23 protein-coding genes and 1 riboswitch are annotated in these 25,768 nt (G+C 44.6%); of the genes, 5 read left to right on the top strand and 18 right to left on the bottom strand.

Translation table 11 applies throughout. From position 1 onward, the window contains the following. Positions 1-208: 208 nt before the first annotated feature. Positions 209-724: a disulfide bond formation protein DsbB gene (gene dsbB, locus AB4482_RS07635; RefSeq protein ID WP_029235613.1), complete on the top strand. Its 516-nt coding sequence runs from the start codon at positions 209-211 to the stop codon at positions 722-724. A gap of 121 nt (positions 725-845) precedes the next feature. Here the strand turns inward: dsbB and AB4482_RS07630 are convergent, their stop codons facing one another. Further along, positions 846-1,466, bottom strand: coding sequence for a YecA family protein (locus tag AB4482_RS07630; RefSeq protein WP_017062164.1), 621 nt, complete (start codon positions 1,464-1,466; stop codon positions 846-848). A gap of 175 nt (positions 1,467-1,641) precedes the next feature. Here AB4482_RS07630 and dusC point away from each other — a divergent pair, with 175 nt between their 5' ends. Further along, the gene (gene dusC / locus AB4482_RS07625; RefSeq protein WP_017069187.1) at positions 1,642-2,598 is read left to right on the top strand and encodes a tRNA dihydrouridine(16) synthase DusC; all 957 of its coding nucleotides are present in this window, start codon (positions 1,642-1,644) and stop codon (positions 2,596-2,598) included. A 138-nt stretch (positions 2,599-2,736) separates the two neighbouring features. Here the strand turns inward: dusC and AB4482_RS07620 are convergent, their stop codons facing one another. From AB4482_RS07620 to yfbV, 3 genes are all read right to left on the bottom strand, one after another. Continuing rightward, positions 2,737-4,203 carry a GGDEF domain-containing protein gene (locus AB4482_RS07620; RefSeq protein ID WP_372109818.1) on the bottom strand — a complete coding sequence of 489 codons (1,467 nt, stop codon included), beginning with the start codon at positions 4,201-4,203 and terminating at the stop codon, positions 2,737-2,739. Positions 4,204-4,454: 251 nt separating this feature from the next. Then, a complete protein-coding gene (locus AB4482_RS07615; protein WP_017062167.1) occupies positions 4,455-5,420 on the bottom strand; it encodes an ABC transporter substrate-binding protein in 966 nt (321 codons plus the stop codon). A 302-nt stretch (positions 5,421-5,722) separates the two neighbouring features. Next, a complete protein-coding gene (gene yfbV / locus AB4482_RS07610; RefSeq protein WP_017062168.1) occupies positions 5,723-6,175 on the bottom strand; it encodes a terminus macrodomain insulation protein YfbV in 453 nt (150 codons plus the stop codon). A gap of 341 nt (positions 6,176-6,516) precedes the next feature. Between yfbV and AB4482_RS07605 the strand changes: the two genes are divergently transcribed. Together AB4482_RS07605 and pta are read left to right on the top strand one after the other, a co-directional pair. Next, positions 6,517-7,713 carry an acetate kinase gene (locus AB4482_RS07605; RefSeq protein WP_017062169.1) on the top strand — a complete coding sequence of 399 codons (1,197 nt, stop codon included), beginning with the start codon at positions 6,517-6,519 and terminating at the stop codon, positions 7,711-7,713. Between the two features lie 147 nt (positions 7,714-7,860). After that, positions 7,861-10,026, top strand: coding sequence for a phosphate acetyltransferase (pta, locus tag AB4482_RS07600; protein WP_017062170.1), 2,166 nt, complete (start codon positions 7,861-7,863; stop codon positions 10,024-10,026). 82 nt (positions 10,027-10,108) lie between these two features. Here the strand turns inward: pta and AB4482_RS07595 are convergent, their stop codons facing one another. The 11 genes from AB4482_RS07595 to moaA form a co-directional block, all read right to left on the bottom strand. Beyond that, complete coding sequence (locus AB4482_RS07595; RefSeq protein ID WP_372132051.1) at positions 10,109-11,047, bottom strand: glutathione S-transferase family protein; 939 nt, start codon at positions 11,045-11,047, stop codon at positions 10,109-10,111. Between the two features lie 182 nt (positions 11,048-11,229). Next, entirely contained in the window at positions 11,230-12,216 is a 987-nt protein-coding gene (gene oppF, locus AB4482_RS07590) for a murein tripeptide/oligopeptide ABC transporter ATP binding protein OppF (RefSeq protein WP_372132049.1), read from the bottom strand. Continuing rightward, positions 12,213-13,184, bottom strand: a complete 972-nt coding sequence (locus tag AB4482_RS07585) for an ABC transporter ATP-binding protein (protein ID WP_012603544.1) — start codon at positions 13,182-13,184, stop codon at positions 12,213-12,215. Before AB4482_RS07585 ends, oppF begins: the two co-directional genes overlap by 4 nt. 42 nt (positions 13,185-13,226) lie before the next feature. Further along, entirely contained in the window at positions 13,227-14,129 is a 903-nt protein-coding gene (gene oppC, locus AB4482_RS07580) for an oligopeptide ABC transporter permease OppC (protein WP_019823598.1), read from the bottom strand. 15 nt (positions 14,130-14,144) lie between these two features. Beyond that, positions 14,145-15,065: an oligopeptide ABC transporter permease OppB gene (gene oppB / locus AB4482_RS07575; RefSeq protein ID WP_017067676.1), complete on the bottom strand. Its 921-nt coding sequence runs from the start codon at positions 15,063-15,065 to the stop codon at positions 14,145-14,147. A gap of 103 nt (positions 15,066-15,168) precedes the next feature. Further along, positions 15,169-16,800 (bottom strand): ABC transporter substrate-binding protein, encoded by a 1,632-nt coding sequence (locus AB4482_RS07570; protein WP_016767672.1) that lies wholly within the window; start codon positions 16,798-16,800, stop codon positions 15,169-15,171. A 652-nt stretch (positions 16,801-17,452) separates the two neighbouring features. Beyond that, positions 17,453-17,908: a molybdopterin synthase catalytic subunit MoaE gene (gene moaE, locus AB4482_RS07565; RefSeq protein ID WP_017062176.1), complete on the bottom strand. Its 456-nt coding sequence runs from the start codon at positions 17,906-17,908 to the stop codon at positions 17,453-17,455. A gap of 2 nt (positions 17,909-17,910) precedes the next feature. Further along, entirely contained in the window at positions 17,911-18,156 is a 246-nt protein-coding gene (moaD, locus tag AB4482_RS07560) for a molybdopterin synthase sulfur carrier subunit (protein WP_017063465.1), read from the bottom strand. After that, positions 18,153-18,632 carry a cyclic pyranopterin monophosphate synthase MoaC gene (gene moaC / locus AB4482_RS07555; RefSeq protein ID WP_004734026.1) on the bottom strand — a complete coding sequence of 160 codons (480 nt, stop codon included), beginning with the start codon at positions 18,630-18,632 and terminating at the stop codon, positions 18,153-18,155. Before moaC ends, moaD begins: the two co-directional genes overlap by 4 nt. 12 nt (positions 18,633-18,644) lie before the next feature. Further along, positions 18,645-19,157, bottom strand: a complete 513-nt coding sequence (gene moaB, locus AB4482_RS07550; protein WP_004734027.1) for a molybdenum cofactor biosynthesis protein B — start codon at positions 19,155-19,157, stop codon at positions 18,645-18,647. Between the two features lie 86 nt (positions 19,158-19,243). Beyond that, positions 19,244-20,233: a GTP 3',8-cyclase MoaA gene (moaA, locus tag AB4482_RS07545; RefSeq protein ID WP_009848642.1), complete on the bottom strand. Its 990-nt coding sequence runs from the start codon at positions 20,231-20,233 to the stop codon at positions 19,244-19,246. Beyond that, positions 20,222-20,374, bottom strand: a riboswitch (molybdenum cofactor riboswitch). It overlaps the preceding gene by 12 nt. A 195-nt stretch (positions 20,375-20,569) precedes the next feature. Between moaA and AB4482_RS07540 the strand changes: the two genes are divergently transcribed. Next, a complete protein-coding gene (locus AB4482_RS07540; RefSeq protein ID WP_017062178.1) occupies positions 20,570-21,457 on the top strand; it encodes a YvcK family protein in 888 nt (295 codons plus the stop codon). Between the two features lie 74 nt (positions 21,458-21,531). Here the strand turns inward: AB4482_RS07540 and luxU are convergent, their stop codons facing one another. The 3 genes from luxU to uvrB all read right to left on the bottom strand — a co-directional run bounded on the left by luxU (position 21,532) and on the right by uvrB (position 25,622). After that, positions 21,532-21,876, bottom strand: a complete 345-nt coding sequence (gene luxU / locus AB4482_RS07535; RefSeq protein WP_372126067.1) for a quorum-sensing phosphorelay protein LuxU — start codon at positions 21,874-21,876, stop codon at positions 21,532-21,534. A gap of 24 nt (positions 21,877-21,900) precedes the next feature. Next, positions 21,901-23,289, bottom strand: a complete 1,389-nt coding sequence (gene luxO / locus AB4482_RS07530; protein ID WP_004734031.1) for a quorum-sensing sigma-54 dependent transcriptional regulator LuxO — start codon at positions 23,287-23,289, stop codon at positions 21,901-21,903. A gap of 302 nt (positions 23,290-23,591) precedes the next feature. Beyond that, positions 23,592-25,622: an excinuclease ABC subunit UvrB gene (uvrB, locus tag AB4482_RS07525; RefSeq protein ID WP_372126065.1), complete on the bottom strand. Its 2,031-nt coding sequence runs from the start codon at positions 25,620-25,622 to the stop codon at positions 23,592-23,594. Positions 25,623-25,768: the final 146 nt, after the last annotated feature.

Raw genomic sequence — 25,768 nt, 5'->3', positions numbered from 1 at the left:
GGGGGATTTGCTTAGAATGACTAGGCTACTTCCCCCTCGCCGCGATTAAAACGCTTTTATCTCGAACAAAATTTAATCGCGAAAGGTCAACACGCCCTAGCTAATCAAAAATATTAGTTGATTAGGAAACTTATCCAAGATAAAAAGCTCTGAGTAATCAGGGCTTTTTTATTTTATAGACAGGATTCAATTCGTGAACTTTTTAGCAATGATCAAAGACTTCTCTAAGGGACGTTTATCTTGGCTTTTACTGCTGGCTTTTATTGTCTTTTTTGAAGCGTGCGCTCTCTTCTTCCAACACGTGATGATGCTTGGTCCTTGCGTGATGTGTATCTATGAGCGCGTTGCTATGCTCGCTATCGGTGTTGCCGCCATGATTGGTGCGATTGCCCCGAATAACCCAATATCACGCTGGTTAGGCCTTGCTAGCTGGGGATTTGGCGCATACAAAGGTTTGATGCTTGCTTTAGAGCACGTCGATTACCAGTTCAATCCGTCCCCTTTCGCAACCTGCGACTTATTCGTAACCTTCCCTAGCTGGGCGCCTTTAAACCAATGGGCTCCGTGGATGTTTGAGGCTTACGGCGATTGCAGCAAGGTTGTGTGGCAGTTCTTCGATCTTTCTATGCCTCAGTGGCTAGTAATTATCTTTGCAGGTAACTTGGTTGCTTTCGGTATTGTGGTTATTTCTCAATTTGTGAAGTCGAAAAAGGACTTGCAGTAAGCCGTTGACACTTGGACAACAAAAAAGTCGACCACGAGGTCGACTTTTTTATTACTTAAGCTTTTGAACATATTAAGAGAGTCTGTTATTCACACAAACTTAGTTGCTCAACAAGCCGTGATTAGCTGCTTTTACCGCAGCATTGTTTAAACTTCTTGCCGCTTTCACAAGGGCAAAGGTCGTTTCGACCAATGTCTTTAAACGGGTTCACGCTCTGGGACTTATTGCCCAACATAGCTTCATCCGCTGCCATTGCCACTTCTGAGATCATCAGATCGACTTGACCCACTAAATCGGCAAGCGATGGTGGGTTAGTAAGCCCTGCAGCGATCATTTGTTGTTGAGTTTGCTCTTCATCAATCGCAAGCATCAAGGTGGTTAAGAGCGCTTGCAACATGCGCAGAGTACCATCCGCGACTGTCACGCTCTGCCACTGCTCTTCCACTGTTGGCCAAACCATCATGAAGCCTTCAGAAAAATCAGCGAACTGTTCGTTAAAGTCACCTTCAGCCAGTACGTCTGTTAATAGGTATTCATTACGCTGAATCAGGTTGTGCTGGCGATTAATCTGTTCTGTTACCGTTGTTACCAGCTCTTTACCCGCTTCAGGCGCAACGATAACCAGCCACTCTTCTGGATCGAGTGGTTTGGTCGCTAAGTTAGAGGCAAGGATTGCACCTTCCATAAACTGCGGAGTAATGTCAGTGATTGATTCTGGTAGGCTTAATAATTGATATGTCATGAAAGCTCTGGATATTGGGCATTTTCGATATTATAACGCCATCCTCCCAAAGATGTCGCTATTAAGAGACGAAACCATCATTAAGACATGCACCACACTCATAGTGACAATTCTGTAAGCACACCGTACAATCACGCCTCGAATTTTTCGGTTCATTCAGTTTTGGTAAAGCAACATGCGCGTAATACTTGGCCCTATGGAGGGCGTTCTAGACCACCTAATGCGTGAAATTCTCACAGAGATTAATGATTACGATCTCTGTGTGACAGAGTTTGTGCGCGTCGTAGATCAACTTCTTCCCCCGCATGTGTTCCACCGTATTTGCCCTGAGCTACATCAAGGCTCTCAGACCATGGCTGGTGTGCCAATCCATCTCCAACTTCTAGGGCAACACCCAAATTGGATGGCCGAGAATGCTTTTCAAGCTGCTAGCTTAGGCGCGAAAGGGATCGATCTTAATTTTGGTTGCCCAGCAAAAGCGGTCAACAAAAGTAATGGTGGCGCTTCATTGCTAAAAGAGCCAGAGCTCATCTATCAAGTGGTGAACGCCTGTCGAGAAGCGGTACCGGCACACATTCCTGTGTCCGCAAAGATTCGATTAGGTTGGGAGCATCCGGAAGAGTGCTTTGAAATCGTCGATGCCATCGAACAAGCCAAAGCTGACGAACTCACCGTGCATGCAAGAACCAAAGTTGGCGGCTATAAAGCCAGCGAAATCAAATGGGACTTCATCAATCAAATAAGAGAAAAAACATCTCTGCCGTTGATTGCTAATGGGGAGATCTGGAACTATCAAGATGGTCAAGATTGCATAGAAGCAACAGGCGTCGATTCATTAATGGTCTGCCGTGGTGCTTTCAATATTCCAAACCTTGGTAACGTCGTTAAGCACAACCACCAGAAAATGCCGTGGGATAAAGTCATTGAACTTTTGCTGCGCTATTCAGAGTTTCAAATTAAAGGGGACAAAGGCATGTACTACCCCAATAGAGTGAAGCAGTGGTTTGTTTATCTAAGTAAAGGCTACCCTGAAGCGAACGAACTGTTTAAAGAAATTCGTACTTTCAAAAAGGCGCCACCGATTGTAGAACGCCTTCAGCGTTATCAAGAAGAACGCCGCCAACCTGTTTAAGATTATGTTTAGGGTTAAATACCCAACGCTACAAACGTGTTTACCGGTGCAAATAAGCTTTGCTTGGTAGACACGTTCGCTCTTCCCTCTTTCATTTTCATTTTCATTTGCATACAAAGCATCGATTCAATAACGTGGTTAAAATTTAAGACGGTCTTTACCCGTCGTCTTAGCCACGTACAGCTTTTCATCGGCGTACTTAAATATCTCATCGAAGTTAAGTTTACTTTGCTCAGTTTCAACAATGCAGACACCGCCAGACACCGTAAATCCATTTGGAATAATGTCGGCTGAAGTGGAACAAATCGCATTCTTCACTCGCTCTAATGTTCTCATCAAAGTTTCACGATCTTCGCCTTTCATATAAACGACAAACTCTTCACCGCCAAACCGTGCTGCAACGTCACTACTTCGAATACTGTTGCTGATCTGACGCGACATATAACGAATCACATCATCCCCCTTATCGTGGCCGTAGGTGTCGTTAATTGACTTAAAATCATCAATATCGAAGACGGTTAATGCAAACAGTTGATCGTGCTCTACACTGCGCCAGAACGCTTCTAAGCCACGACGATTCAATAACCCTGTCATAGGGTCTTTGGCTGCGAGATCTTTGAAGTAACCACGTTCAATATTGGAATTGACGTAGAAGAAGATGGTTACTGAGAACAGATACACAATGATGGCAACAATAAGGCTGTCTTTCTCGTAGACGAAAAAGTGCTCAACCTCTTTCGCGATGTCTAATTTGTAATACATCGCATGGTGAGACGAGACACCATCCAGTTTGATCTCGTGATAAAAAGCAGCAGAATCTACCGGAGTCGCTAAAGTGGTATCAATGATATCGATCCGACCTGCAAGATGCTCATTCGAGTTTGCGAGCAGCTTGTCAGCATTAATATCCACCGACAGCATCCCTTGGTGAACGCCTTTATGGAATACAGGGATCGTCATACTGATTATACGGTCAAGGGAATCAAAACGATAACCAGGGCCTGAAAGGGTGAGTTGGTCAGGGTTGTTGGCAGTTTTCTGCCAATAAGGACGACTCTTTATGGTCGCGAGTAACTCTTTGCTCAGCCCTTTGGCAAAACCTTCAGGTGAAGAGATCACATAGCCGCTCGTATCAATAAAGTGCACGCCGGCATGGTATTCATCAAGCTGGGATAAAAATGAAAGAATAGGAGCTAACGCTATTTTTTCTGACGCGCTCTTATAACTATCACTGCTTTCAGAACAAAGAGACTCTTGACCGATTAGCATATAGTCGATATCGACAGAGGGAATGTCTGAGGTTTTACCGTCGGCAAGTAGCAATACATCAATAGGCCAAATTTGGCAAAGACCATCCACAACATGTTTGTTGTGATCAAGAAAGAGAGGGTTTCCTGATTTATAATAGTTGGAGAAGCTGTAGTCTAGGGCTGTCGCCACTTTTGTGGTTCTTTTGAACACATCTTCAATACGATGAAACTCACTACTGATATCTTTTTCTACCGCGTCAAAATGATTCTTTCCTATTAGGCCAAGTAACATCGCGGCGATCACAGCGGGAAACCCGAAAACAAAGGTTAGGCTAAAGTGCCTATTTACTTTCATATAATGTGCTCTTAGCGTTCAGCTATTTTCATTTTCCCCATTAATATTATTACATTAATCGGCAATTCGCTCGACGTAAAATAATGTAAATTGATATTAACGACACACCTAACGGTCAAATAACCGCTTACAAATGAATAAAATAGAGAAGCGCCAACATATAGAGCAGGTGAGTTTGTTATCTGAGCCCATTTCAATGCTGTTAATAATATGACTTATGGCCTATTAGCTCACCTAACACCAAACTCAATTCACCGGCTAATGACCGCACGCTCAATCACAGATTGAGGCACTGTCACGCCAAGCTCACGAGCAGCATCTAGGTTGACCACCAGCTGAGAGCTCTGCGCAGTTTTGACACTCAACTTCCCGGGCTTCTGTCCTTCCAGAATGGCTGCGACATAATCCGCGGTCTGAACCCCAACATCATAATAATCTAGACCTAAACCAGCAATCGCTCCCTTTCCGACATAAGATGTGGCGCCTGCGACGACTGGCGTATCTGCATGGTTAGCCGCTTTGATAAGACCCTCCATGCCGCTTGCAACCGTATTATCGGTCAAGGCATAGATAACATCGGACTTCTTAGCAATGGATTCTGCTTTTGCTTCGACATCGTCAACAGTCAGCGCTTTTTCGGTGTGAAGTGTATAACCGAAATCTCGAGTTGCCTTTCTCAATAACCCAACTAACGCAACGGCATTTGCTTCTGCTGGGTTGTAAACTACACCGATTGAATTAGCTTCAGGGAGCAGTTCTTTGATTAATGACACATGCTGAGTGATCGGAGATAAGTCAGAAAGCCCCGTGACATTACGCCCCGGCTTTTCTAATTGTTTAACGAGCCTAGCGCCGATAGGATCCGTAACCGCGGTAAACACGATAGGAATCGAGCGAGTCGCCGACACTAAGGCTTGTGAAGTCGGTGTCGCGATACCAACAAGTACATGTGGATTTTCACTGACGAGCTCTCTGGCAATCTTGGCTGCCTGAGCCGGGTTACCATTCGCCATTTCATAGGAGAATTCTAAGTTCTTACCGGGTTCATAACCATTGGCTCTCAATCCTTCAAGAAGCCCTAAACGTGTCGCATTCAGATCTGGATGGTCAACAACTTGTGAAACCGACACTTTGGCCACGTTTGCCATTGCATTGCCAGTCCATAGCAACATCAAGCAACTTAAAACCGCTGCCAATACCTTTCTTACAGAACTCATTATCGCTCCCTGAATCAAGCTCTACCCGTCATTACTCGCTCAAAGAGAACAACATCAAAATCACTATTGACATTATTACCAGTAACCATTGATAACTTGAAGTGATATTTAACAAAAATACAACAAGGCTCGAGTTATGTGAGAAAGGTTATATTGACTTCGGAGGAAGGTAAGAAACCAAGTGAATAAGGACAGGTAAGCTAAACGGAAAGTAAGCGAGGTAACAAAAAGAGGAGCAAATCTGAGAACAAGCTATAGAAGATGAATAGTTGTTCTCAGACAAGAGGGAGAGCTGGGATTCTTTAGAACCAACGCTCCATTGAGGATTTATCTAACTGACGAAAGGCACGATTTAAAATGATTGCCAATTCTTTATAGCGAGGGCGCGGCTTCATAGGCTCTAACGCAAAACCCGTTTCAGTGATCTTTTCATGCAGTTCGCGGTACCACGATACTAGCGCCGGCGGAAGTTGTGTATTTGAGCGATTGCCCAACCACCACATACCTTGTAGCGGCAAGCTGATCGCAAACAAAGCCATAACCACAGCCTGTGGCATCGCTTGGTAATTATTAAAGACCATTTGTGTAAGAACACTGATAGCGGCAATCGCAGGCATCACTTTCACGCCAAAACGGGTCGCTTTAATAATGCGTTGCTCAGGGAAAATAGCGTTTAACTCTTTTCGAACAGGCCAGAGATCCATGTACTTTTGGCCATCTTTTAAACTGCTAGCTAAACCAACTCTATTGCTCATATGAGTCTCCCATTAAAAAAAAGTTGAAATCATCAACTAAAAACACAAAAATTTGACGAAAAATAATATTCTTTCAAATTTTTTTGTTATATTTGCACAATATCGCTATTATTTGCAGACCTCAATCTCATTGTTGCCCTTATTTACAATTTAAGCAACTTTGAGAAGACTTCTGCAAGGAATGCACAAGCCTCTTTTTGATAAAGAGCGCTTTCACTTTATACGGAAATTAACGTTTTTTTGACCAAGGTTAGTACGCAAGCCTATGTGCTTCGACTATTCTTGAGATTAATTTTCATCCTTAACTGATTTCGATCAGAAAAATAAACAGGTAGTCATTAATGTCTAAGCTAGTTTTAGTTTTAAACTGTGGTAGTTCTTCTCTTAAATTCGCTGTTGTTGATGCAGAAACAGGTGCAGAGCACCTAACTGGTCTTGCTGAGTGTCTAGGTCTTCCAGAAGCTCGTATGAAGTGGAAACTTGATGGCAAGCATGAAGCACAACTAGGCGCGGGCGCAGCTCACGTAGAAGCACTATCTTTCATGGTAGAAACTATTCTTGCTTCTAAGCCTGAGCTTAAAGCTAACCTTGGCGCTATCGGTCACCGTATCGTACACGGTGGCGAGCAGTTCACTTCTTCTGCACTTATCACTGATGAAGTTCTTAAGGGTATTCAAGACGCTGCGACTTTCGCACCTCTTCACAACCCTGCTCACCTTATCGGTATCGAAGCGGCTCAACAGAACTTCCCTGGTCTACAAAACGTTGCTGTTTTTGACACTGCGTTCCACCAAACAATGCCTTCTGAGTCTTACCTATACGCTCTACCGTACAACCTGTACAAAGAGCACGGCATCCGTCGTTACGGCATGCACGGTACTTCTCACCTATTCATCACTCGTGAAGTTGCAGGCCTACTAAACAAGCCAGTTGAAGAAGTTAACATCATCAACTGTCACCTAGGTAACGGCGCTTCTGTATGTGCAATCAAGAACGGTAAATCTGTAGACACTTCTATGGGTCTTACTCCTCTTGAAGGTCTTGTAATGGGTACTCGTTGTGGTGACCTAGACCCTGCAATCATCTTCCACCTACACGACGCACTTGGTTACTCTGTTGAAGAAATCAACAACATGCTAACTAAAGAGTCTGGTCTTGCTGGTCTAACTGAAGTGACTTCTGACTGTCGTTTCGTTGAAGACAACTACGGTGAGAAAGAAGAAGCAACTCGTGCAATGGACGTGTTCTGTCACCGTCTAGCTAAGTACGTAGCTGGTTACACTGCAACTCTAGAAGGTCGTCTAGACGCAATCACTTTCACTGGCGGCATCGGCGAGAACTCAGGCCCAATCCGTGAAATGGTTCTTAACCGCCTAGGCATCTTCGGTATCGAAGTTGACGGTGAAGCTAACCTTAAAGCTCGTTTCGGCGGCGAAGGTACTATCACTACAGCTAACAGCCGTATCCCTGCAATGGTTATCTCTACTAACGAAGAGCTAGTAATTGCTGAAGACACTGCGAAACTAGCAGGTCTTTAATTGATTTTCCTGACTAGCTTCATTCGAAGCTAGTCAGTTTTTCATATCAAGAAAATGGGGCTCAACTTCTATTCCTACCCCAATTTAAATATCGGTGGGAATAGCAGTTGAGCTTTTTTTATTTCCAATAGTCAAAGGTGTTCGTCAATGTCACGTACTATTATGCTTATCCCTACAAGCGCTGGTGTTGGTCTTACTAGTGTTAGCATGGGTGTTCTTCGCGCTATGGAGCGTAAGGGCGTAAGTGTTTCTTTCTACAAGCCAATCGCTCAGCCTCGCAGCGGTGGTAACCAACCAGATCTAACGTCTACTATCATCAGCGCAAACAGCGACATTAAGATTGGTGAGCCAATCGCAATGACTAAAGCTGAAGCTTTGATCGGTAGCGAAAAAATGGACGAGCTTCTTGAGTCTGTTGTTGAGCAATACAACAAGATCAACAAAGACGCAGAAGTTACGCTAATCGAAGGTCTAGTACCTACTCGTAAGCACCCATTTGCTAACCAAGTGAACGCGGAAATCGCAAAAACACTTGGCGCGGAGATCGTATTCGTTGCGACTCCTGGTACTGACAACCCTACGCAGCTTAAAGAGCGTATAGAAGTAGCATGTTCTAACTTCGGCGGTACTAAGAACAAAAACATCAAAGGCGTAATCATCAACAAGCTTAACGCTCCTGTTGATGAGGCTGGCCGTACTCGCCCTGACCTATCTGAAATCTTTGATGATGCAGACAGTGCTCAGCAAGCGAACCTTGAAGTAATGCAAATCTTCAACTCTAGCCCTATCCGTGTTCTTGGCTGCGTGCCATGGAGCATCGATCTAATCGCAACTCGTGCGGTTGATATGGCTAAGCACCTTAACGCTGAAATCGTTAACGAAGGTGAAATCTCAACTCGTCGTATTAAGAGCATCACTTTCTGTGCACGTTCTCTACCGCACATGATTGAGCACTTCAAACCAGGCTCACTGCTAGTAACTTCTGCAGACCGTCCTGACGTTATCGTTGCTGCGGCTCTTGCTGCGAAAAACGGTGTTGAGATTGGCGCAATCCTGCTTACTGGCGGTTACGACATTCCAGAAAGCATTGCTAACCTTTGTGCACCAGCATTCGCTTCAGGTCTACCGATCTTCAAGGCTCAAGGTAACACTTGGCAGACATCTCTAAACCTACAGAGCTTCAACCTAGAAGTTCCTGCAGACGATAAAGAGCGTATCGAGTTCGTTAACGATCACGTTGCAAGCCACATTGATGGCCCTTGGATTGATTCTCTATCTGAAGGTACTCAAGGCATCCGTCGTCTAAGCCCACCAGCATTCCGTTACCAGCTAACTGAATTTGCTCGTAAAGCGGCTAAGCGCATCGTTCTTCCTGAAGGTGATGAGCCACGTACAGTTAAAGCTGCGGCTATCTGTGCTGAGCGCGGTATCGCAACGTGTGTACTTCTAGGTAACCCTGAAGAAATCCGTCGCGTTGCAGCGCAGCAAGGTGTTGAGCTTGGCGCTGGCGTTGAGATCATCGATTCTGCATCAGTTCGCGAAAACTACGTAGCTCGTCTAGTAGAACTTCGTGGCGCTAAAGGTATGACTGAAGTTGTTGCTCGTGAGAAGCTAGAAGATTCAGTATTCCTAGGTACTATGATGCTTGAAGCTGGCGAAGTTGACGGCCTAGTTTCTGGTGCTGTTCACACAACGGCGAACACTATCGTTCCTCCGTTCCAGATCATCAAGACTGCTCCTGATGCTTCTATCGTATCTTCGATCTTCTTCATGCTTCTGCCTGATCAAGTTCTTGTATACGGTGACTGTGCGATCAACCCAGATCCAACAGCTGAACAGCTTGCTGAAATCGCTATCCAATCTGCAGATTCTGCTGCGGCATTCGGTATCGACCCACGCGTTGCTATGATCTCTTACTCTACTGGTGAATCTGGTAAGGGTGCAGACGTAGATAAAGTACGTGAAGCAACGAAACTTGCTCAAGAGAAGCGTCCTGATCTAGTGATCGACGGTCCTCTACAGTACGATGCAGCAATCATGGAAAACGTAGCCGCTTCTAAAGCGCCTAACTCTCCAGTTGCAGGTAAAGCGACAGTATTCGTATTCCCAGACTTAAACACGGGTAACACGACTTACAAAGCTGTACAGCGTTCAGCAGATCTAGTATCTATCGGTCCAATGCTTCAAGGTATGCGCAAGCCAGTAAATGACTTGTCTCGTGGCGCTCTAGTAGACGATATCGTTTACACAGTAGCTCTAACGGCTATCCAAGCAGACCAAGCTGCGCAAGCTGAAGAAAAAGTAGTTAACTAATTTTCTTTTTCAGAAAGCAAAAACCCTAGATGTTTATCTAGGGTTTTTTTACGCCTGAAGAAAAGCGGATTAATTAATGATTCTAACCACGTCCGTGAGGCGAATCTAAATCCAGATCAGGCCCTTTAGGCACCACTTGAGTCGGGTTGATGCCCGTATGGCTGTAATAGTAGTGGCGCTTGATGTGGTAGAAATCCGTCGTCTCTTTAATACCCTCTATTTGATAGAGCTCTTTTAGATAACCTTGGATATGTTTGTAATCCGCAATTCGTTGCTTGTTACACTTGAAGTGACCCACATACACAGCATCGAATCGAACCAAGGTCGTGAACAACCGCCAATCCGCTTCAGTAATCTGCTCTCCCGCTAAATAACGTTTCTCACTAAGATGCGCATCCACTTTATCTAACGCTTCAAATAACGCTTCATACGCCTCTTCGTAGGCTTCTTGTGTTGTCGCAAAGCCGGTTCGGTATACACCGTTGTTGATGTTTGGGTAGATATAATCATTCCACTCATCAATCTTCTTGGACAACTCCCACGGGTAGTAATCATCGGTGTTGCCTGTTAACTCATTAAATTCTGAATTGAACATGCGGATGATTTCAGACGACTCGTTGCTCACAATTGTGTTGGTTTTCTTATCCCACAACACAGGCACCGTTACTCTGCCCGAGTAATCCGGTTTGGCTTGAGTGTAAATTTGATGCATTCGGGTATGACCGAATAGAGGCTCAGGTAACCCCATTTGCCAACCTTCACTCATCATGTCTGGGCAAACTACTGTCACGTCAATGTGATCGGTCAGGTCTTTCAGTTCACGGAAGATAAGGGTTCGGTGCGCCCAAGGACAAGCTAACGATACGTATAAGTGATAGCGGCCGCTTTCCGGCTGAAACTGCGCGCCCGGTTTATTCTCTACCCAGTGACGAAAGCCCGCATCTTCACGAACAAATTTACCACCGCTTTCTTTGGTGTCGTACCACACATCGTGCCAAACACCTTCAACTAACTTACCCATATCCAAACCTCTGTCATCCAAGCTTTTCTCTAGTATAAAAAAAGCCAACTTTTTCAAAACTAGAAGAAGTTGGCCTAGTTGTTCGAATTATTTGAAGGAGGCTTGTTCAGACACAAAAAAAGCGCAACTCATAAACAAGTTGCGCTTAAGCCTGTCACAGGCTGAACCGGTTTAAATAGGCTCTAGACTTGTACGTGCAAGCAAGATACTGCGTGTACATCATCGCCTTGAATGGTTGGCTTAGTTTGCGCACACGCCTCTGTTGCTTGTGGGCAACGCGTACGGAACACACAACCTGATGGTGGATTGATTGGTGAAGGTAAATCGCCTTCCAACATCTGAATCGTTTTGTTGCGCTCTAGACGAGGGTCAGGAATTGGAACTGCAGACATCAACGCTTTGGTGTATGGGTGCTTAGGATCAGAGAACAATGCATCTGATTCGCCAAGTTCTACCGCATTCCCTAGGTACATCACCAATACGCGATCAGAGATGTGTTTAACAACCGACAAATCGTGCGCGATGAATACCAAAGACAAACCTAGCTCTTTTTGTAGCTCCTTCAGAAGGTTAACTACTTGAGCTTGGATAGATACATCCAGTGCAGAAACAGGTTCATCACAGATGATCATCTTAGGTTTCAAGATAAGCGCACGTGCAATACCAATACGCTGACACTGACCACCAGAGAATTCATGAGGGTAACGGTTGATTACGTTGGGTAGTAGACCAACCTTTGCCATCATCTCTTTAACTCTGTCCTTCACTTCTTGTTTAGAAAGTTCAGGGAAGAAAGTCTCTAGAGGCTCAGCAATAATATCTCCTACTGACATACGTGGGTTAAGCGATGCTAGCGGGTCTTGGAAGATCATCTGAATCTCTTTACGAGTCTCACGACGCTTCACTTCCTGCATCTTAATTAGGTCTTGACCTAACCACATCACTTGACCTTCAGTCGCTTCAACCAAGCCGATAATCGCACGGGCAAAAGTCGACTTACCACAACCAGACTCACCTACTACACCCAGAGTCTCTCCTTCGTAAAGGTGAACATCAACACCATCAACCGCTTTAAGGTTTGATGGTTTTGCCCAAGGCCAAGCAGACTTAGCTGCAATGCTAAAGTGAACTTTCAGGTCTTTAATATCTAATAGTAATTCTTTACTCATTTTGTCCAAGTCTCCCAATCTGAAAAACAAGCACGCTGACGGTCTTTAGCAAATGGCTGCAAAATCGGTGCTTCTTGCTTACAACGGTCCATTACACGGTGACAACGGTCTTGGTAAGGACAACCTGTTGGTAGGCGAAGTAAGTTAGGTGGGTTACCTGGAATCGTCGGTAGAATTTCACCTTCGGTATCCAAACGAGGAATCGCTTTAAGCAGGCCTTCCGCATATGGGTGGCTTGGCTCGTAGAAGATTTCATCAACCGTGCCGTACTCCATTGTACGACCCGCGTACATCACAAGTACTTTGTCACATGAGCCAGCAACAACACCCAAGTCATGGGTGATCATGATGATTGCCGTATTGAACTCATCTTTAAGTTCGTTCAGCAATTCCATGATTTGCGCTTGAATGGTTACATCCAGTGCCGTTGTTGGTTCATCAGCGATAAGTAATTTAGGACGACACAGCAGTGCCATTGCGATCATCACACGCTGACGCATACCGCCAGAAAATTCGTGTGGGTACATGGTGATACGCTTACGTGCTTCAGGGATTTTAACCGCTTCAAGCATGCGTACTGATTCTTCAAACGCCTCTGCTTTACCCATGCCTTTGTGCAGCATAAGTACTTCCATCAACTGATCACTTACTTTCATGTAAGGGTTCAGTGACGTCATTGGATCTTGGAAGATCATTGCGATCTGTTCAGCACGAACCTTGTTCAGCGCTTTTTCAGGCAGGTTGAGGATTTCATTGCCTTCAAACTTTGCACTGCCTGAGATGATGCCGTTTTTAGCCAGCAGCCCCATCAGTGCAAATACCGTTTGTGATTTACCTGAACCCGACTCACCAACAATACCCAGCGTTTCGCCTTGGTTAAGTGAGAAGTTCAAGTCGTTTACTGCGGTTACGATACCATCTTGCGTGGTAAATTCGACGCGCAGATCTTTGACATCTAATAAGCTCATTATTGCTTCCTTAATCTTTTATAGCCTTTAATTGCTATTTCGTTATCTGTCTTTTGGATCAAGCGCGTCGCGCAGACCATCACCTACGTAGTTAAAGCAGAACAGCGTAACTACCATGAATGCCGCAGGGAATGTTAATTGCCAGATTGCAACTTCCATTGTTTGCGAGCCTTCTTGAAGCAATGCGCCCCAGCTTGTCATAGGCTCTTGAACACCAAGACCAAGGAAAGATAAGAATGATTCTGTAAGGATCATGCTTGGAATAAGCAGCGTAGAATAAACCGCTACGATACCCAGTACGTTCGGTACGATGTGACGTGTAATGATCTTCCATTTGCTTACACCACATACGTGTGCGGCTTCAATGAACTCTTTACTACGCAAGCTCAGCGTTTGACCACGTACAATACGCGCCATATCTAGCCAAGCAATCGCACCAATAGCAACGAAGATTAGGATGATGTTACGACCAAAGAACGTTACCAGGACGATTACTAGGAACATAAATGGTACCGCGTACAAGATCTCTAGGATACGCATCATCACTCGGTCAGTACGACCGCCGATGAAACCTGAAGCTGCACCGTAAAGCGTACCAATCAGTACCGCTACGAATGCGCCCATCACACCAACCATCAATGAGATACGACCACCGATAAGAGTACGAACGTACAAATCACGGCCTAAGCTATCAGTACCAAACCAGTGGTCCGCGCTTGGCGCTGCATGCATTGCGTACCAGTCAGTATCATCATAAGTGTACTGAGCAAGCATCGGTAAGAAGATAACCGCCAGTACCATAAGCGTAAGAATAAACAGGCTTACCATTGCCGCTTTGTTTCGCATAAAACGAATGCGGGCATCCTGCCACAAACTGCGACCTTCAATCTCTAAGCTCTCAGAGAACTTTTCGATCGCTTCTAAATTTTCTTTTTTCTTCAACATAACCATGCGTCCCTGTTAGTAGCGAATTTTCGGGTCAATTAGCGCTAGCAAAATATCAACGATTGCGTTGAACAAGATGAATAGGAAACCAATCAAGATGGTTACACCCATTACTAGCGAGTAGTCACGGTTAAACGCGGCGTTAACAAACAGCTTGCCGATACCTGGTAGGCCGAAGATGGTTTCAACAACAACAGAACCTGTAATGATACCTACAAACGCAGGTCCCATATAAGAAACGACAGGCAGCAGTGCTGGCTTCAGTGCATGTTTTAGAACGATGTAACGGTAACTTAGGCCTTTTGCACGAGCAGTTCGGATAAAGTTACTGTTTAGCGTTTCAATCATGCTACCGCGAGTAATACGAGCAAATGTGGCTACGTAAAGAAGAGACATCGCGATAACTGGCAGGACGATGTACATATAAGTACCGCCGTGCCAACCACCTGCTGGGAATATGTTCCAGTGCAGAGAGAACAGGTAAATAAGCGCTGGAGCCAACACGAAGGATGGCATTACTACCCCGAGCATAGCGGTCGACATTATGGTGTAGTCAATCCAGGTGTTGTGCTTCAAGGCGGCAATCGTTCCGACCGATACTCCCATAATCAGGGTAAAGATAAAGGCAATAAAACCTACCTTCGCAGATACTGGAAGTGCGACTGCGATCAGCTCATTTACGGTGTAATCTTGATATTTGAATGATGGACCAAAGTCACCTTGAACGATGTTAGTCAAGTACGTGGTGTACTGTTCAAATACAGGTTTATCTAAGCCGTATTTAGCTTCGATGTTAGCCATAACTTCTGGCGGTAATGGGCGTTCGCTCGAAAACGGGTTACCCGGTGCAAAACGCATGAGAAAGAAAGATATAGTGATCAACACCAACATGGTTGGAATCGCTTCGAATATCCTTTTCATAATGAATTTAAGCATAAACTCACTCTTTTCAGTCTGTGACAATTAAAAATTAAATAGACACTGCGTGCGATTTCTCGCACACAGGTCTAAGTTAGTTATATTTTATTTTTATAGGAGGTTATTTTGCTTTGATATAAAGATCTTTTGAATAGATCTTATCTTCGGCGTTACCTTCTGGGTAACCACCTAGCTGAGGTGATACAAGACGTGTTGTAACGTACTGGTAGACTGGAGCAATTGGCATGTCTTTAGCTAGCAATTTTTCTGCTTCGATGTATAGCTTAGTACGCTCTTCTTCTGAAGTAGAGCTTAGTGCTTTATCGATAATCTTGTCATAGTCTGCGCTCTTATAGTGCTGACCAGCAGTTGTATTTTGGCTAACCATCAATGTTAGGAATGAAGATGCTTCATTGTAGTCACCACACCAACCTGCACGAGCAACGTCAAAGTTACCAGTATCTTTACTGTCTAGATATGATTTCCACTCTTGGTTTTCGAGTTTCGCGTTAATACCAAGCTCTTTCTTCCACATTGATGCGATTGCTACAGCAAGCTTCTTGTGGTTTTCAGACGTGTTGTAAAGCAGGTTAAATTCAAGTGGGTTGCTCTTCGTGTAGCCCGCTTCTTCAAGAAGACGCTTCGCTTCAGCAATACGCTCTTTTTGAGAAAGTTGACCATACTCTGGAGTTACCGGGTCAAAACCAGCAGTAATTTCAGGAGTCAAGAAGTAAGCTGGTTTTTGACCTTGACCAAGAATCGCTTTCGTCACGATGTCACGATCCATCGCATAAGACATTGCTTTACGAACACGTACGTCGTCGAAAGGTGCTTTCTGTGCATTAAATTGGTAGTAATAAGTACACAGGTTACCCTTAATGTTTACATCTTCTGGGTATTCTTTCTGTAAGCGACGGAAGTGCTCGTTAGGAACTTCATATGTGAAATCTAGTTCGCCAGAGAGGAAGCGGTTCATTTCCGCTACTTGGTTTTCGATTGGTAAGAATGTTACTTTGTTAAGAACTGTATGTTCGTTATCCCAATAATTTTCGTTGCGTACTAGTTCAAGACGCTCGTTAACTACCCATTGATTTGGAACAAATGCACCATTACCAACAAAGTTTTCAGGCTTAGTCCACTGGTCACCGAATTTTTCAACAGTTGCTTTATGTACTGGCTTCACTGTTGTGTGACCCATCATCATTACGAAATATGGGACAGCTGTATCTAAAGTCACTTCTAACGTGTAGTCATCTAAAGCTTTAACGCCTAGTTCACTCTTGTCTTTCTTACCCGCAACGATGTCTTTCGCATTCGCCATCTTGGTATATTCCATGTACCAAGCGTATGGAGAAGCAGTTAAAGGATCAACCGCACGTTGGAAGCTGTAAACGAAGTCATTTGCCGTTACAGGATCGCCGTTAGACCATTTTGCGTCTTTACGTAGGTGGAAAGTGAATGTTTTGTTGTCTGTCGTTTCCCAGCTTTCAGCTACTCCTGGGATAGTATTGCCGTCGCCATCTTGGTTCACTAAACCTTCTAGAAGGTCACGAATTACGTGAGATTCTGGTACACCTTGAGATTTGTGAGGGTCGAGTGTTGCTACTTCAGTACCATTACCGCGAACCAGTTCCTGAACTTTTGCTAGTTCAGTGCCTGCTGGAACTTCAGCAGCGATAGAAAGAGTAGAAGTGGCAGCCACTGCCAAACCAGCACCTAGAAGAAGGGCCTGAGTGATTTTATTCTTGTACATTTAATAAACTCCAAGTTTTCCGTATTGCATCCATGACTTCTTTGCTTGGTTCACTGAACGGCAGTGATTTAGATTTATTTAGCTCAAATTTTAAGCATAAAAATCTAAAACCTTACAAAGATTGAGGCACACACTATCAACCATTGAAGTAATTTGCCACAAACAAGTCGCAAAAAATCGGATAATTCTCCGAAATACTTAAGGTATCAGTGTAAATATCTAAAAAACCCCAAATCAGTAGTGACTTGCGTAGAGGGATTAATTAAAAAACAGCCTTTAGTGTTGATGTATCTGTGTTGATACTTTTTTTCAGCATCTTATGCTAGAACACTGAGCGCAAATTAACATTAATGCCACATGAAATCTAATTGCACATCACATATCACCTAAACCGTCTACACTATTTGTGAGGATAATCACTTTATACAAGACAGCATAATGCTCTGCACCAAACCGGGTTATCCAATGCACCAATTAAGACAAAATTACGCGCTGAATTTATATGCAACCACAATGAATTATCATTTATCAAATCAATGATTATCTATAAATAGATTTATAGCAGGTACAAAAAAACCGACCTAAGTGGTCGGTTTTTAACTGTCTCATATACAAATGAGTAAATGCTGAAGCAACATCACTTTAAGAGAAATTACTTCTCCCAGCGTTCCGCTGCTTTCGTGTCTGAATCACGAGAATCAACCCAACGCGTCGTTTCGGTCGTGCGTTCCTTTTTCCAAAAGGGAGCCTTGGTTTTCAGGAAGTCCATAACGAATTCACAGGCTTCAAATGCAGCACCACGGTGTGCACTGGATACACCAACGTAAACAATCTGGTCGCCGATATCTAAGTCACCTACACGGTGGATAACACGCATCTTCTGAATAGGCCAGCGAGCCTCAGCTTGGTCACAGATCTCGCTCAGTGATTTTTCTGTCATACCCGGATAGTGCTCCAGAGACAAACCAATCACATTGTCGCCAAGGTTCATGTCGCGAACTTTACCAACGAACGTCACAATCGCTCCGGCAGCTGTACCTTGAGCCAAGTAGTCGTATTCGTCGCCTACCGAGAAGTCCTCAGCTGTCACTAATACTCTTGGATCCATGCTTAGCCTCCAGTCACTGGTGGGAAGAAAGCCACTTCGTCGCCGTCTTTCACTTCAGCTGTCAGAGGTACGATTGATTGGTTAAGTGCAGCCAGAAGCTTCCCCTCTTCCAATGCGATATCCCATTTGCCTTCTTGTGTCACAAGATGACTACGAATCGCTTCAATCGTCTTAAATTGTGCATCAACTTCAACGCTGTCCACACCAACAAGTTCACGAGTTTGAGCAAAGAAAAGTACTGTAATCATGACTCCACCTTAAAGTGACCAGATTTACCACCTGTCTTCTCTAGCAGGCGCACGTTTTCGATAACAATGTCTTTCTGAACAGCTTTACACATATCGTAAATCGTTAACGCAGCCACAGAAGCAGCCGTTAGCGCTTCCATCTCTACGCCCGTCTTACCCGCAAGCTTACAAACAGATTCGATGCGAACCTTGTTTTCAGACTCGATAGCTTCAAGCTGCACTTCTACTTTAGTTAATAGCAGAGGGTGACACAGGGGAATCAGATCCCACGTCTTCTTCGCCGCTTGAATACCCGCAATACGTGCCGTTGCGAAAACATCACCTTTATGGTGGCTACCAGAGACAATCAGCTCTAGCGTTTCTGCCGACATTTGAACGAAGGCTTCCGCTCTCGCTTCACGTACTGTTTCCGCTTTAGCCGATACATCGACCATGTTTGCTTCGCCAGACGCGTTAATGTGTGTAAATTGGCTCATACTCAAACCGCCTTATACAGAAAGGTGTGGCATGAAGTTACAAGGACGGTGGCTAGCATCCATCTGTTGCTTGATGATCTTAGTCCAACCGGTGCGGCAAGCGCCTGTAGAACCTGGCATCGCAAAGATAACCGTGTGGTTAGCAAAACCCGCAATCGCACGAGATTGAATTGTCGAAGTACCGATCTCTTCGTAAGATACTTGACGGAATAGCTCACCAAAGCCTTCTACTTCTTTGTCGAACAGTGGCTTAAGCGCTTCAGGCGTGCTGTCACGAGAAGTGAAACCAGTACCACCCGTGATCATGATAGCTTGTACGCTTTCATCAGCGATCCATTTAGATACGATCGCACGGATCTTGTACATGTCATCAATAACGATTTGCTTATCAACCACGTTGTGACCCGCTTCTTTAGCATGCTCTGCTAGGTAACCGCCTGAAGTGTCGTTTTCTTCTGTACGAGTATCTGAAACCGTTAGTACTGCGATGTTTGCTGCTTGGAATTTGCTTTCTGCGTGACCCATTTGTTCACCTATATAAATTTTTCATTAGACTGATTCGCCCAGCCTGAAGAAGCTGAGCGATAAAATGCTTTAGAGTGTGTAGCGGGTTAACCGCCGATTGACGCCAAGTTTGGAGTCATGCCGCTGTTGCCATCGTGTAAGAAGTGGCTAACGGACTTGGTTTGAAGCTGAGCCTGAATTCGATCAATGAGTTCTTGCTCTTGTTGATCTTCTTGAATCAGATCTCTCAGTTCAACACCATGGTCGCCAAACAGACATAAGTGAAGTTTACCGGTCGCAGAAACGCGCAGTCGGTTACAACTCTCACAAAAGTCTTTCTCGTAAGGCATGATCAAACCGATTTCACCCTTGTAGTCTGGGTGGACAAACACTTGCGCCGGGCCATCGTTAACGGCTTTGACTTTTAACAGCCAACCATTAGCAATAAGCTGGTTGCGAATCGCAACGCCAGACACATGATGTTTATCGAACAACTCGTCCATCTCGCCGGTTTTCATCAGCTCGATAAAACGTAATTGAATAGGTTTGTCTTTGATCCAATTAAGGAAGGCTGGTAATTCCTGACTATTGAGGTCTTTCATTAATACGACGTTGACTTTGACTTGTTCAAAGCCAACCTCAAACGCTTTATCAATGCCTCGCATAACCTCAGTAAACTTATTCTCACCAGTGATCTGATGGAACATGCGCGAATCTAAACTATCCACGCTCACGTTTATATGGGTTAAACCAGCATCACGCCATTGCCCTACTTGTTTCTCCATGCGGTAGCCATTCGTTGTGGTGGCTACTTTTTCGATGCCTGGAGTAGAAGCAACGGTATGTATGATTTCAGGAAAGTCTTTACGCAGACTCGGCTCTCCGCCTGTAATGCGGATCTTTGAGGTACCACAATCTGCAAACGCTTTAACAACGCGTTTGATCTCGGGAACACTTAAAAAAGACGAGTTTTTTTGCCCTGACGGTTTGTAACCATCTGGCAAGCAGTAAGTACATTTAAAGTTACAGACGTCTGTAACCGACAAGCGCAAGTAATAAAACTTGCGATGGAATCTATCTTCAAATTGTTGCGCCACGGAACACCTTTCCAAACACGGGAGGCATAATCATTTCCAATTAAGCCCTTGTGACAACATGTCACTGGCTCTTAATGCGTATCGGTACAGCAAATACCACTGTGCGACTTAGCATGCGAGAGCTCGGAGTTATGGCAACTGAGCGTTATATTCACACGCGCAGTAGCTGAGTAATAAAATACTTAATATTTGTACGTGAATCTAGCTCTGATGGTAAAAAACGGGTCACATCGGCAAAAAAAAACGTATCAAACGCTCAAAATAACTCTTGTTGAGTATATAGCGAGAAGCATTTAACCTAAATTATAGTTGGTAATAACCTAACAAGAACAATAAATGAATATTTACTCTTCAAAGAAAGTCGTAGCAATCGGCGGTGGCCATGGCTTAGGTCGCATGTTAGCTGCATTAAAAGACTTTGGTAACAACGCAACTGGCATTGTTGCAACGACAGATAACGGCGGTTCCACCGGACGTATTAGAGATTGCCAAGGTGGCATCGCATGGGGAGATACACGCAACTGTATCAACCAATTAATCACAGAGCCTTCAATCAGTTCGATGATGTTCGAATACCGCTTTCGTGGTCAAGGTGAGCTAGACGGTCATAACTTGGGTAACCTAATGCTGACGGCGTTAGACAACCTTTCCGTTCGCCCATTGGAAGCAATTAACCTGATTCGAAATATGCTCAAGGTCGATGTCAATATCGTGCCGATGACTGAGCATCCTTCAGACCTCACGGCTCTATCAATGGACGGCCGCTGGGTTACCGGCGAAACCAACGTTGATGACATGACGGAAAAGCTGCGCATGATGGACTTGTCTCCAGAAGTGCCAGCAACCAAAGAAGCCGTTGCTGCCGTTGAGCAAGCAGACTGCATTGTCCTTGGCCCTGGAAGCTTTTTAACCAGTGTGATGCCCCCTCTTCTCCTTCCAGAGATTGGCAAAGCAATCTCTGAGAACACCAAGGCAAAAGTTATCTTCGTTGAAAACCTTTCACCAGAGCACGGTCCCGCAGGGAAAATGACGCTTCAAGAGCAATTGGAGTGGTGTGAACGTACCTGTAAGGCAAGGAAAATAGACATCGTGTTAGGCAATGAACCTCACCCGGAACTAGAAGTGCAATGGAATTGTGTGACCACAGATCTTGCATCGGCAAACCGAGATTGGCGACACGACCGTGTGAAGCTTCAACAAGCCATTGAAGCCCAGTTGGCGTAGCCATAGGTTCAAGCGACAAACAACAAAAAAGGAGCATGCTGCTCCTTTTTTAATCTCAGTAATAACTCGCTGTTTTAAAGGTCCGTCATCAACTGCTGATATTCAGTGTACGTCGATAACAGGAGGTCTTGCATATCTTGAAAATCAATCTCGGTTACAGGCAACGCTTGCTTCACTTTTGCGTCTAAGCTAATAGCAAAACTACACAAAGAATCCGCACCAAAGCTTGCTGCGCTGCTCTTAAGCGCATGACTGATATCAGCCAAGTACTTAGAGGTATCCGACTCTTTATTTATCTCTAGGTGTTCGTAGTAGCCTTTCAACTCACCTAAAAAGATTTCCAGTAAAACCGGGACATTCTCTTGGCCTATTTCGCCGCCAAGCTCATCAACTTTTTGCTGATTTAATACTTTCGTCATTATTATTTTCTTATTGTTTGTTGATTACTGCTTCGCATTCCACGTTTGCAACTTACGGTATATCGTCGATGGACTGACATCTAAGAAACCTGCCGCACGAGGGATGTTGCCATCACACGCTTTAATGGCCTGCTCGATAGCCGTTTTCTCAGTGATCCACAATGGGAAAATATCTTTTACCGTGATGTCTTCATTCTGCTTCTCTTTCAATCGCAGACTGTTTTCAATCGGTTGGTTCAACGGTGGTGGAAGCATGTTGAGAGTAATCTCTTTGCCGTTATTCAAAACCACCACGTTCCGCAACACGTTTTGTAGCTGACGAACGTTACCCGGCCACTCATATTGATTAAAGCGATCAAGTACTTCCTGAGCAAAACGTACAAACGCCTTCCCCTCCTCGACCGACATATAGCCTAGCAGAGAATACGCGATCTCGATGACATCTTCACCACGCTCACGCAATGGCGGCAAGTGCAATGGAATCACGTATAAACGATAGTATAAATCTTCTCTAAAGCGACCTTCTTGTACTTCTTTCCAAGGGTCACGGTTGGTCGCACACACAAAACGAACGTCGACACTCTTCATCTTCGAAGAGCCGACTTTTTGGAAAGTACCGGTTTGGATAAAGCGCAGCAGCTTGGTTTGCAGCTCTAAGTCCATTTCGCACAGTTCATCAAGGAACAGTGTTCCACCATCAGCAAGCTCAGCAGCACCTTGGCGATCGGTCGCAGCACCGGTAAAGGCACCTTTAACGTGGCCAAACAGCTCACTTTCAATCAGGTCTTTAGGGATAGCGGCACAGTTAATCGCGATGAACGGCTTATCGCCACGCTTACTCGCCGCATGAATGGCTTCTGCACATACCTCTTTACCGGTACCACTTTCACCAGTAATGAAAATGCTCGCCTTACTCGATGCAGCAGAATCGATAGTTCGGTAAACCTGCTGCATGGTTTGGCTGCTGCCGATAAAACCTTGGTAGTTCTGGTTTCCCGGGTGTTCCGAGCTATTTTTAAGTTTGGTGGCTTTGCGGATCGCATTATTCACCGTAATACGGAGTCGGTCGGCTTCACACGGTTTGATAAGGAAATCTTGAGAGCCATGACGCATCGCTTCTACAGCGGTATCGATAGAGCCGTGAGCCGTCATGAAGATAACTGGAACTTCAGGGTATTTTTGTTTTACAGCAAATAGTACGTCCATACCCGTCATATCAGGCAGACGTAGATCTAATAAAATAAGGTCTGGGATTCGATGATTCAAACTCTCGATTGCATCGCGGCCAGTGCCGACAATGTTGATATCAATTTCGAGCGGTGTAAGATACGAGCGATATAAAGCTGCTACCGAAGCGGTATCCTCTACCATCAACAAATACTTCGATTTGTTATCTAGCGTTTTTGATTGCATATCCTAGCCATTTATAATTTGCATTTCTTATTATAGTCGCATTCCGCTTTGCATTATGCAAATTAGCCACAGTATTTGTAGTGTGTTTTTTTACTTGCTTCAAACAATCAATGTTTTATCTATCTGGCACGAACGATGCAACGGTATAAATGACCTTCGGGTCACCTAGCCAACTGACGTTGTTAGTGGACCGATTGTTCACAAACGTAAGCCAGTAGAACATTTACTACTGGCTGTTTTTTTGTCTGAAACACTCTCAATTCTTGTGTTGAGGGGGATCAATTCTCGAGCGAAAAGTGAGATTAGCTGTTGGTAATAAACTGCTTTCTTAACTGATCAATTTCATCACGCTTCTGTGCGGCCAATTCAAATTCCAGATTCTGAGCATGCTGATACATCGCAGATTCTAGCTTGCTGATCTCTTTATCAAGCTGTTGCGGCGTAAGTACTGCATAACTTTCAGAAGGCTCTGCCACCTTAGATAGTGGAACTTGTTTCGATTGGCGCTGCTGCTTCGACTTGGTTAGATCACCCAGTTCCATAATGTCTTTGATATTGCGTTTCAACGCTTGCGGAGTGATGCCTTGCTCTTCGTTGTAGGCTTGCTGTTTCTCGCGACGACGATCGGTTTCATCAATCGCTTTTCTCATCGACTTAGTAATCGAATCACCATAAAGGATTGCTCGACCTTCCAAGTTACGAGCAGCACGACCAATGGTTTGAATCAGAGAACGCTCAGAACGCAAGAAGCCCTCTTTATCTGCATCAAGAATCGCCACCAGCGACACTTCAGGCATATCCAAACCTTCACGAAGTAAGTTAATGCCCACTAACACATCGAACTTGCCCAAACGTAGGTCTCGGATGATCTCTACACGCTCAACGGTATCGATATCCGAGTGCAAGTAACGCACTTTAACGCCGTGCTCATTTAGGTATTCGGTTAAGTCTTCTGCCATTCTCTTGGTCAACGTGGTAACCAAAACACGCTCTTCTTTCACTGAACGGATTCTGATTTCAGACAGCAAGTCATCCACCTGCGTCGCGACAGGTCTTACTTCGATGATTGGGTCTAACAGACCAGTAGGACGTACCACTTGATCAGCAATCTCGCCATCTGATTTTTCAATCTCGTAATTACCTGGTGTTGCCGACACAAAAATCGTTTGTGGGGCTATAGACTCAAATTCTTCAAACTTCATTGGACGGTTATCCAATGCAGAAGGCAGTCTAAAACCAAACTCGACCAAGGTTTCTTTACGAGAACGGTCACCTTTATACATCGCACCAATTTGCGGCACAGTCACGTGTGACTCATCGATGATCAGCAAACCATCATCAGGCAGGTAGTCAAATAACGTTGGCGGCGCTTCCCCTTCCGCACGGCCGCTCAAGTATCGTGAATAGTTTTCGATACCGGAACAGAAGCCAAGCTCGGTCATCATCTCAATATCAAACTGAGTTCTTTGAGAGATACGCTGCTCTTCCAAAAGCTTATTGTTGTCTTTTAAGTATTGAGCACGATCGCGCAGTTCGTCCTTGATGTTCTCAATCGCCTCAAGGATTTTTTCTCTTGGCGTTACATAGTGAGTTTTTGGATAAACCGTAAAGCGCGGCAAGTCTCTTTGTTTCACCGCACCAGTCAGAGGATCAAAAATACTAATGCAGTCCACTTCGTCATCGAACATCTCAATTCGAACCGCATCTTGGTCAGATTCAGCCGGAAAGATATCAATCACCTCACCACGAACACGGAACTGACCACGTTCAAAGGCGACATCGTTTCTTGAATATTGCAGCTCAGCCAATCGACGCAGGATGTCTCGCTGATCCATCACCTCGCCACGACTCAAATGAAGCATCATCTTCAAATAAGACTTAGGATCACCCAGACCGTAGATAGCCGACACAGAAGCCACAATGATGGCGTCTTTTCGTTCTAATAAGGCTTTGGTTGCCGAAAGCCTCATTTGTTCGATATGAGCGTTCACAGACGCATCTTTCTCGATGAACGTGTCCGTGGTTGGAACGTAGGCTTCAGGTTGGTAGTAATCGTAGTAAGAAACGAAATACTCAACGGCATTGTTTGGAAAGAAAGATTTCATCTCACCGTAAAGTTGAGCCGCCAATGTCTTGTTAGGCGCTAACAGAATCGCAGGTCTTTGAGATTGGGAAATGACGTTGGCAAGGGTAAAGGTTTTACCTGAGCCCGTTACCCCTAGTAGAGTTTGATGTGCCAAACCAGAATCTAATCCGTCTAGTAATTTGGTTATCGCTGTCGGCTGATCACCGGACGGGCTGTAGTCCGATACCAAGTCAAAGAGTTTACTCATAGGTCGCCATTTCCATACTGTTTTTTTAATCAGGTCATTGTCACTCTAGGAGGAGTGTCGTTGCAACAATTATCTAGAGAAATGCATCTTAAGATCAGAGATCAGTTATAGCTTTTATTTTTAGAACTTGGTATTATCCGTGCCCT

Source organism: Vibrio sp. 10N.222.55.C7, assembly GCF_041473335.1.
GTDB lineage: Bacteria > Pseudomonadota > Gammaproteobacteria > Enterobacterales > Vibrionaceae > Vibrio > Vibrio crassostreae_C.
This window is presented reverse-complemented; position numbering and strand designations above follow the sequence as displayed.

Bases quoted from the DNA above. Each gene is read 5' to 3' on its own strand.
- dsbB (WP_029235613.1), top strand. From the start codon at position 209: ATGATCAAAGACTTCTCTAAGGGACGTTTATCTTGGCTTTTACTGCTG.
- AB4482_RS07630 (WP_017062164.1), bottom strand. From the start codon at position 1,466: ATGACATATCAATTATTAAGCCTACCAGAATCAATCACTGACATTACT.
- dusC (WP_017069187.1), top strand. From the start codon at position 1,642: ATGCGCGTAATACTTGGCCCTATGGAGGGCGTTCTAGACCACCTAATG.
- AB4482_RS07620 (WP_372109818.1), bottom strand. From the start codon at position 4,203: ATGAAAGTAAATAGGCACTTTAGCCTAACCTTTGTTTTCGGGTTTCCC.
- AB4482_RS07615 (WP_017062167.1), bottom strand. From the start codon at position 5,420: ATGAGTTCTGTAAGAAAGGTATTGGCAGCGGTTTTAAGTTGCTTGATG.
- yfbV (WP_017062168.1), bottom strand. From the start codon at position 6,175: ATGAGCAATAGAGTTGGTTTAGCTAGCAGTTTAAAAGATGGCCAAAAG.
- AB4482_RS07605 (WP_017062169.1), top strand. From the start codon at position 6,517: ATGTCTAAGCTAGTTTTAGTTTTAAACTGTGGTAGTTCTTCTCTTAAA.
- pta (WP_017062170.1), top strand. From the start codon at position 7,861: ATGTCACGTACTATTATGCTTATCCCTACAAGCGCTGGTGTTGGTCTT.
- AB4482_RS07595 (WP_372132051.1), bottom strand. From the start codon at position 11,047: ATGGGTAAGTTAGTTGAAGGTGTTTGGCACGATGTGTGGTACGACACC.
- oppF (WP_372132049.1), bottom strand. From the start codon at position 12,216: ATGAGTAAAGAATTACTATTAGATATTAAAGACCTGAAAGTTCACTTT.
- AB4482_RS07585 (WP_012603544.1), bottom strand. From the start codon at position 13,184: ATGAGCTTATTAGATGTCAAAGATCTGCGCGTCGAATTTACCACGCAA.
- oppC (WP_019823598.1), bottom strand. From the start codon at position 14,129: ATGTTGAAGAAAAAAGAAAATTTAGAAGCGATCGAAAAGTTCTCTGAG.
- oppB (WP_017067676.1), bottom strand. From the start codon at position 15,065: ATGCTTAAATTCATTATGAAAAGGATATTCGAAGCGATTCCAACCATG.
- AB4482_RS07570 (WP_016767672.1), bottom strand. From the start codon at position 16,800: ATGTACAAGAATAAAATCACTCAGGCCCTTCTTCTAGGTGCTGGTTTG.
- moaE (WP_017062176.1), bottom strand. From the start codon at position 17,908: ATGGATCCAAGAGTATTAGTGACAGCTGAGGACTTCTCGGTAGGCGAC.
- moaD (WP_017063465.1), bottom strand. From the start codon at position 18,156: ATGATTACAGTACTTTTCTTTGCTCAAACTCGTGAACTTGTTGGTGTG.
- moaC (WP_004734026.1), bottom strand. From the start codon at position 18,632: ATGAGCCAATTTACACACATTAACGCGTCTGGCGAAGCAAACATGGTC.
- moaB (WP_004734027.1), bottom strand. From the start codon at position 19,157: ATGGGTCACGCAGAAAGCAAATTCCAAGCAGCAAACATCGCAGTACTA.
- AB4482_RS07540 (WP_017062178.1), top strand. From the start codon at position 20,570: ATGAATATTTACTCTTCAAAGAAAGTCGTAGCAATCGGCGGTGGCCAT.
- luxU (WP_372126067.1), bottom strand. From the start codon at position 21,876: ATGACGAAAGTATTAAATCAGCAAAAAGTTGATGAGCTTGGCGGCGAA.
- luxO (WP_004734031.1), bottom strand. From the start codon at position 23,289: ATGCAATCAAAAACGCTAGATAACAAATCGAAGTATTTGTTGATGGTA.
- uvrB (WP_372126065.1), bottom strand. From the start codon at position 25,622: ATGAGTAAACTCTTTGACTTGGTATCGGACTACAGCCCGTCCGGTGAT.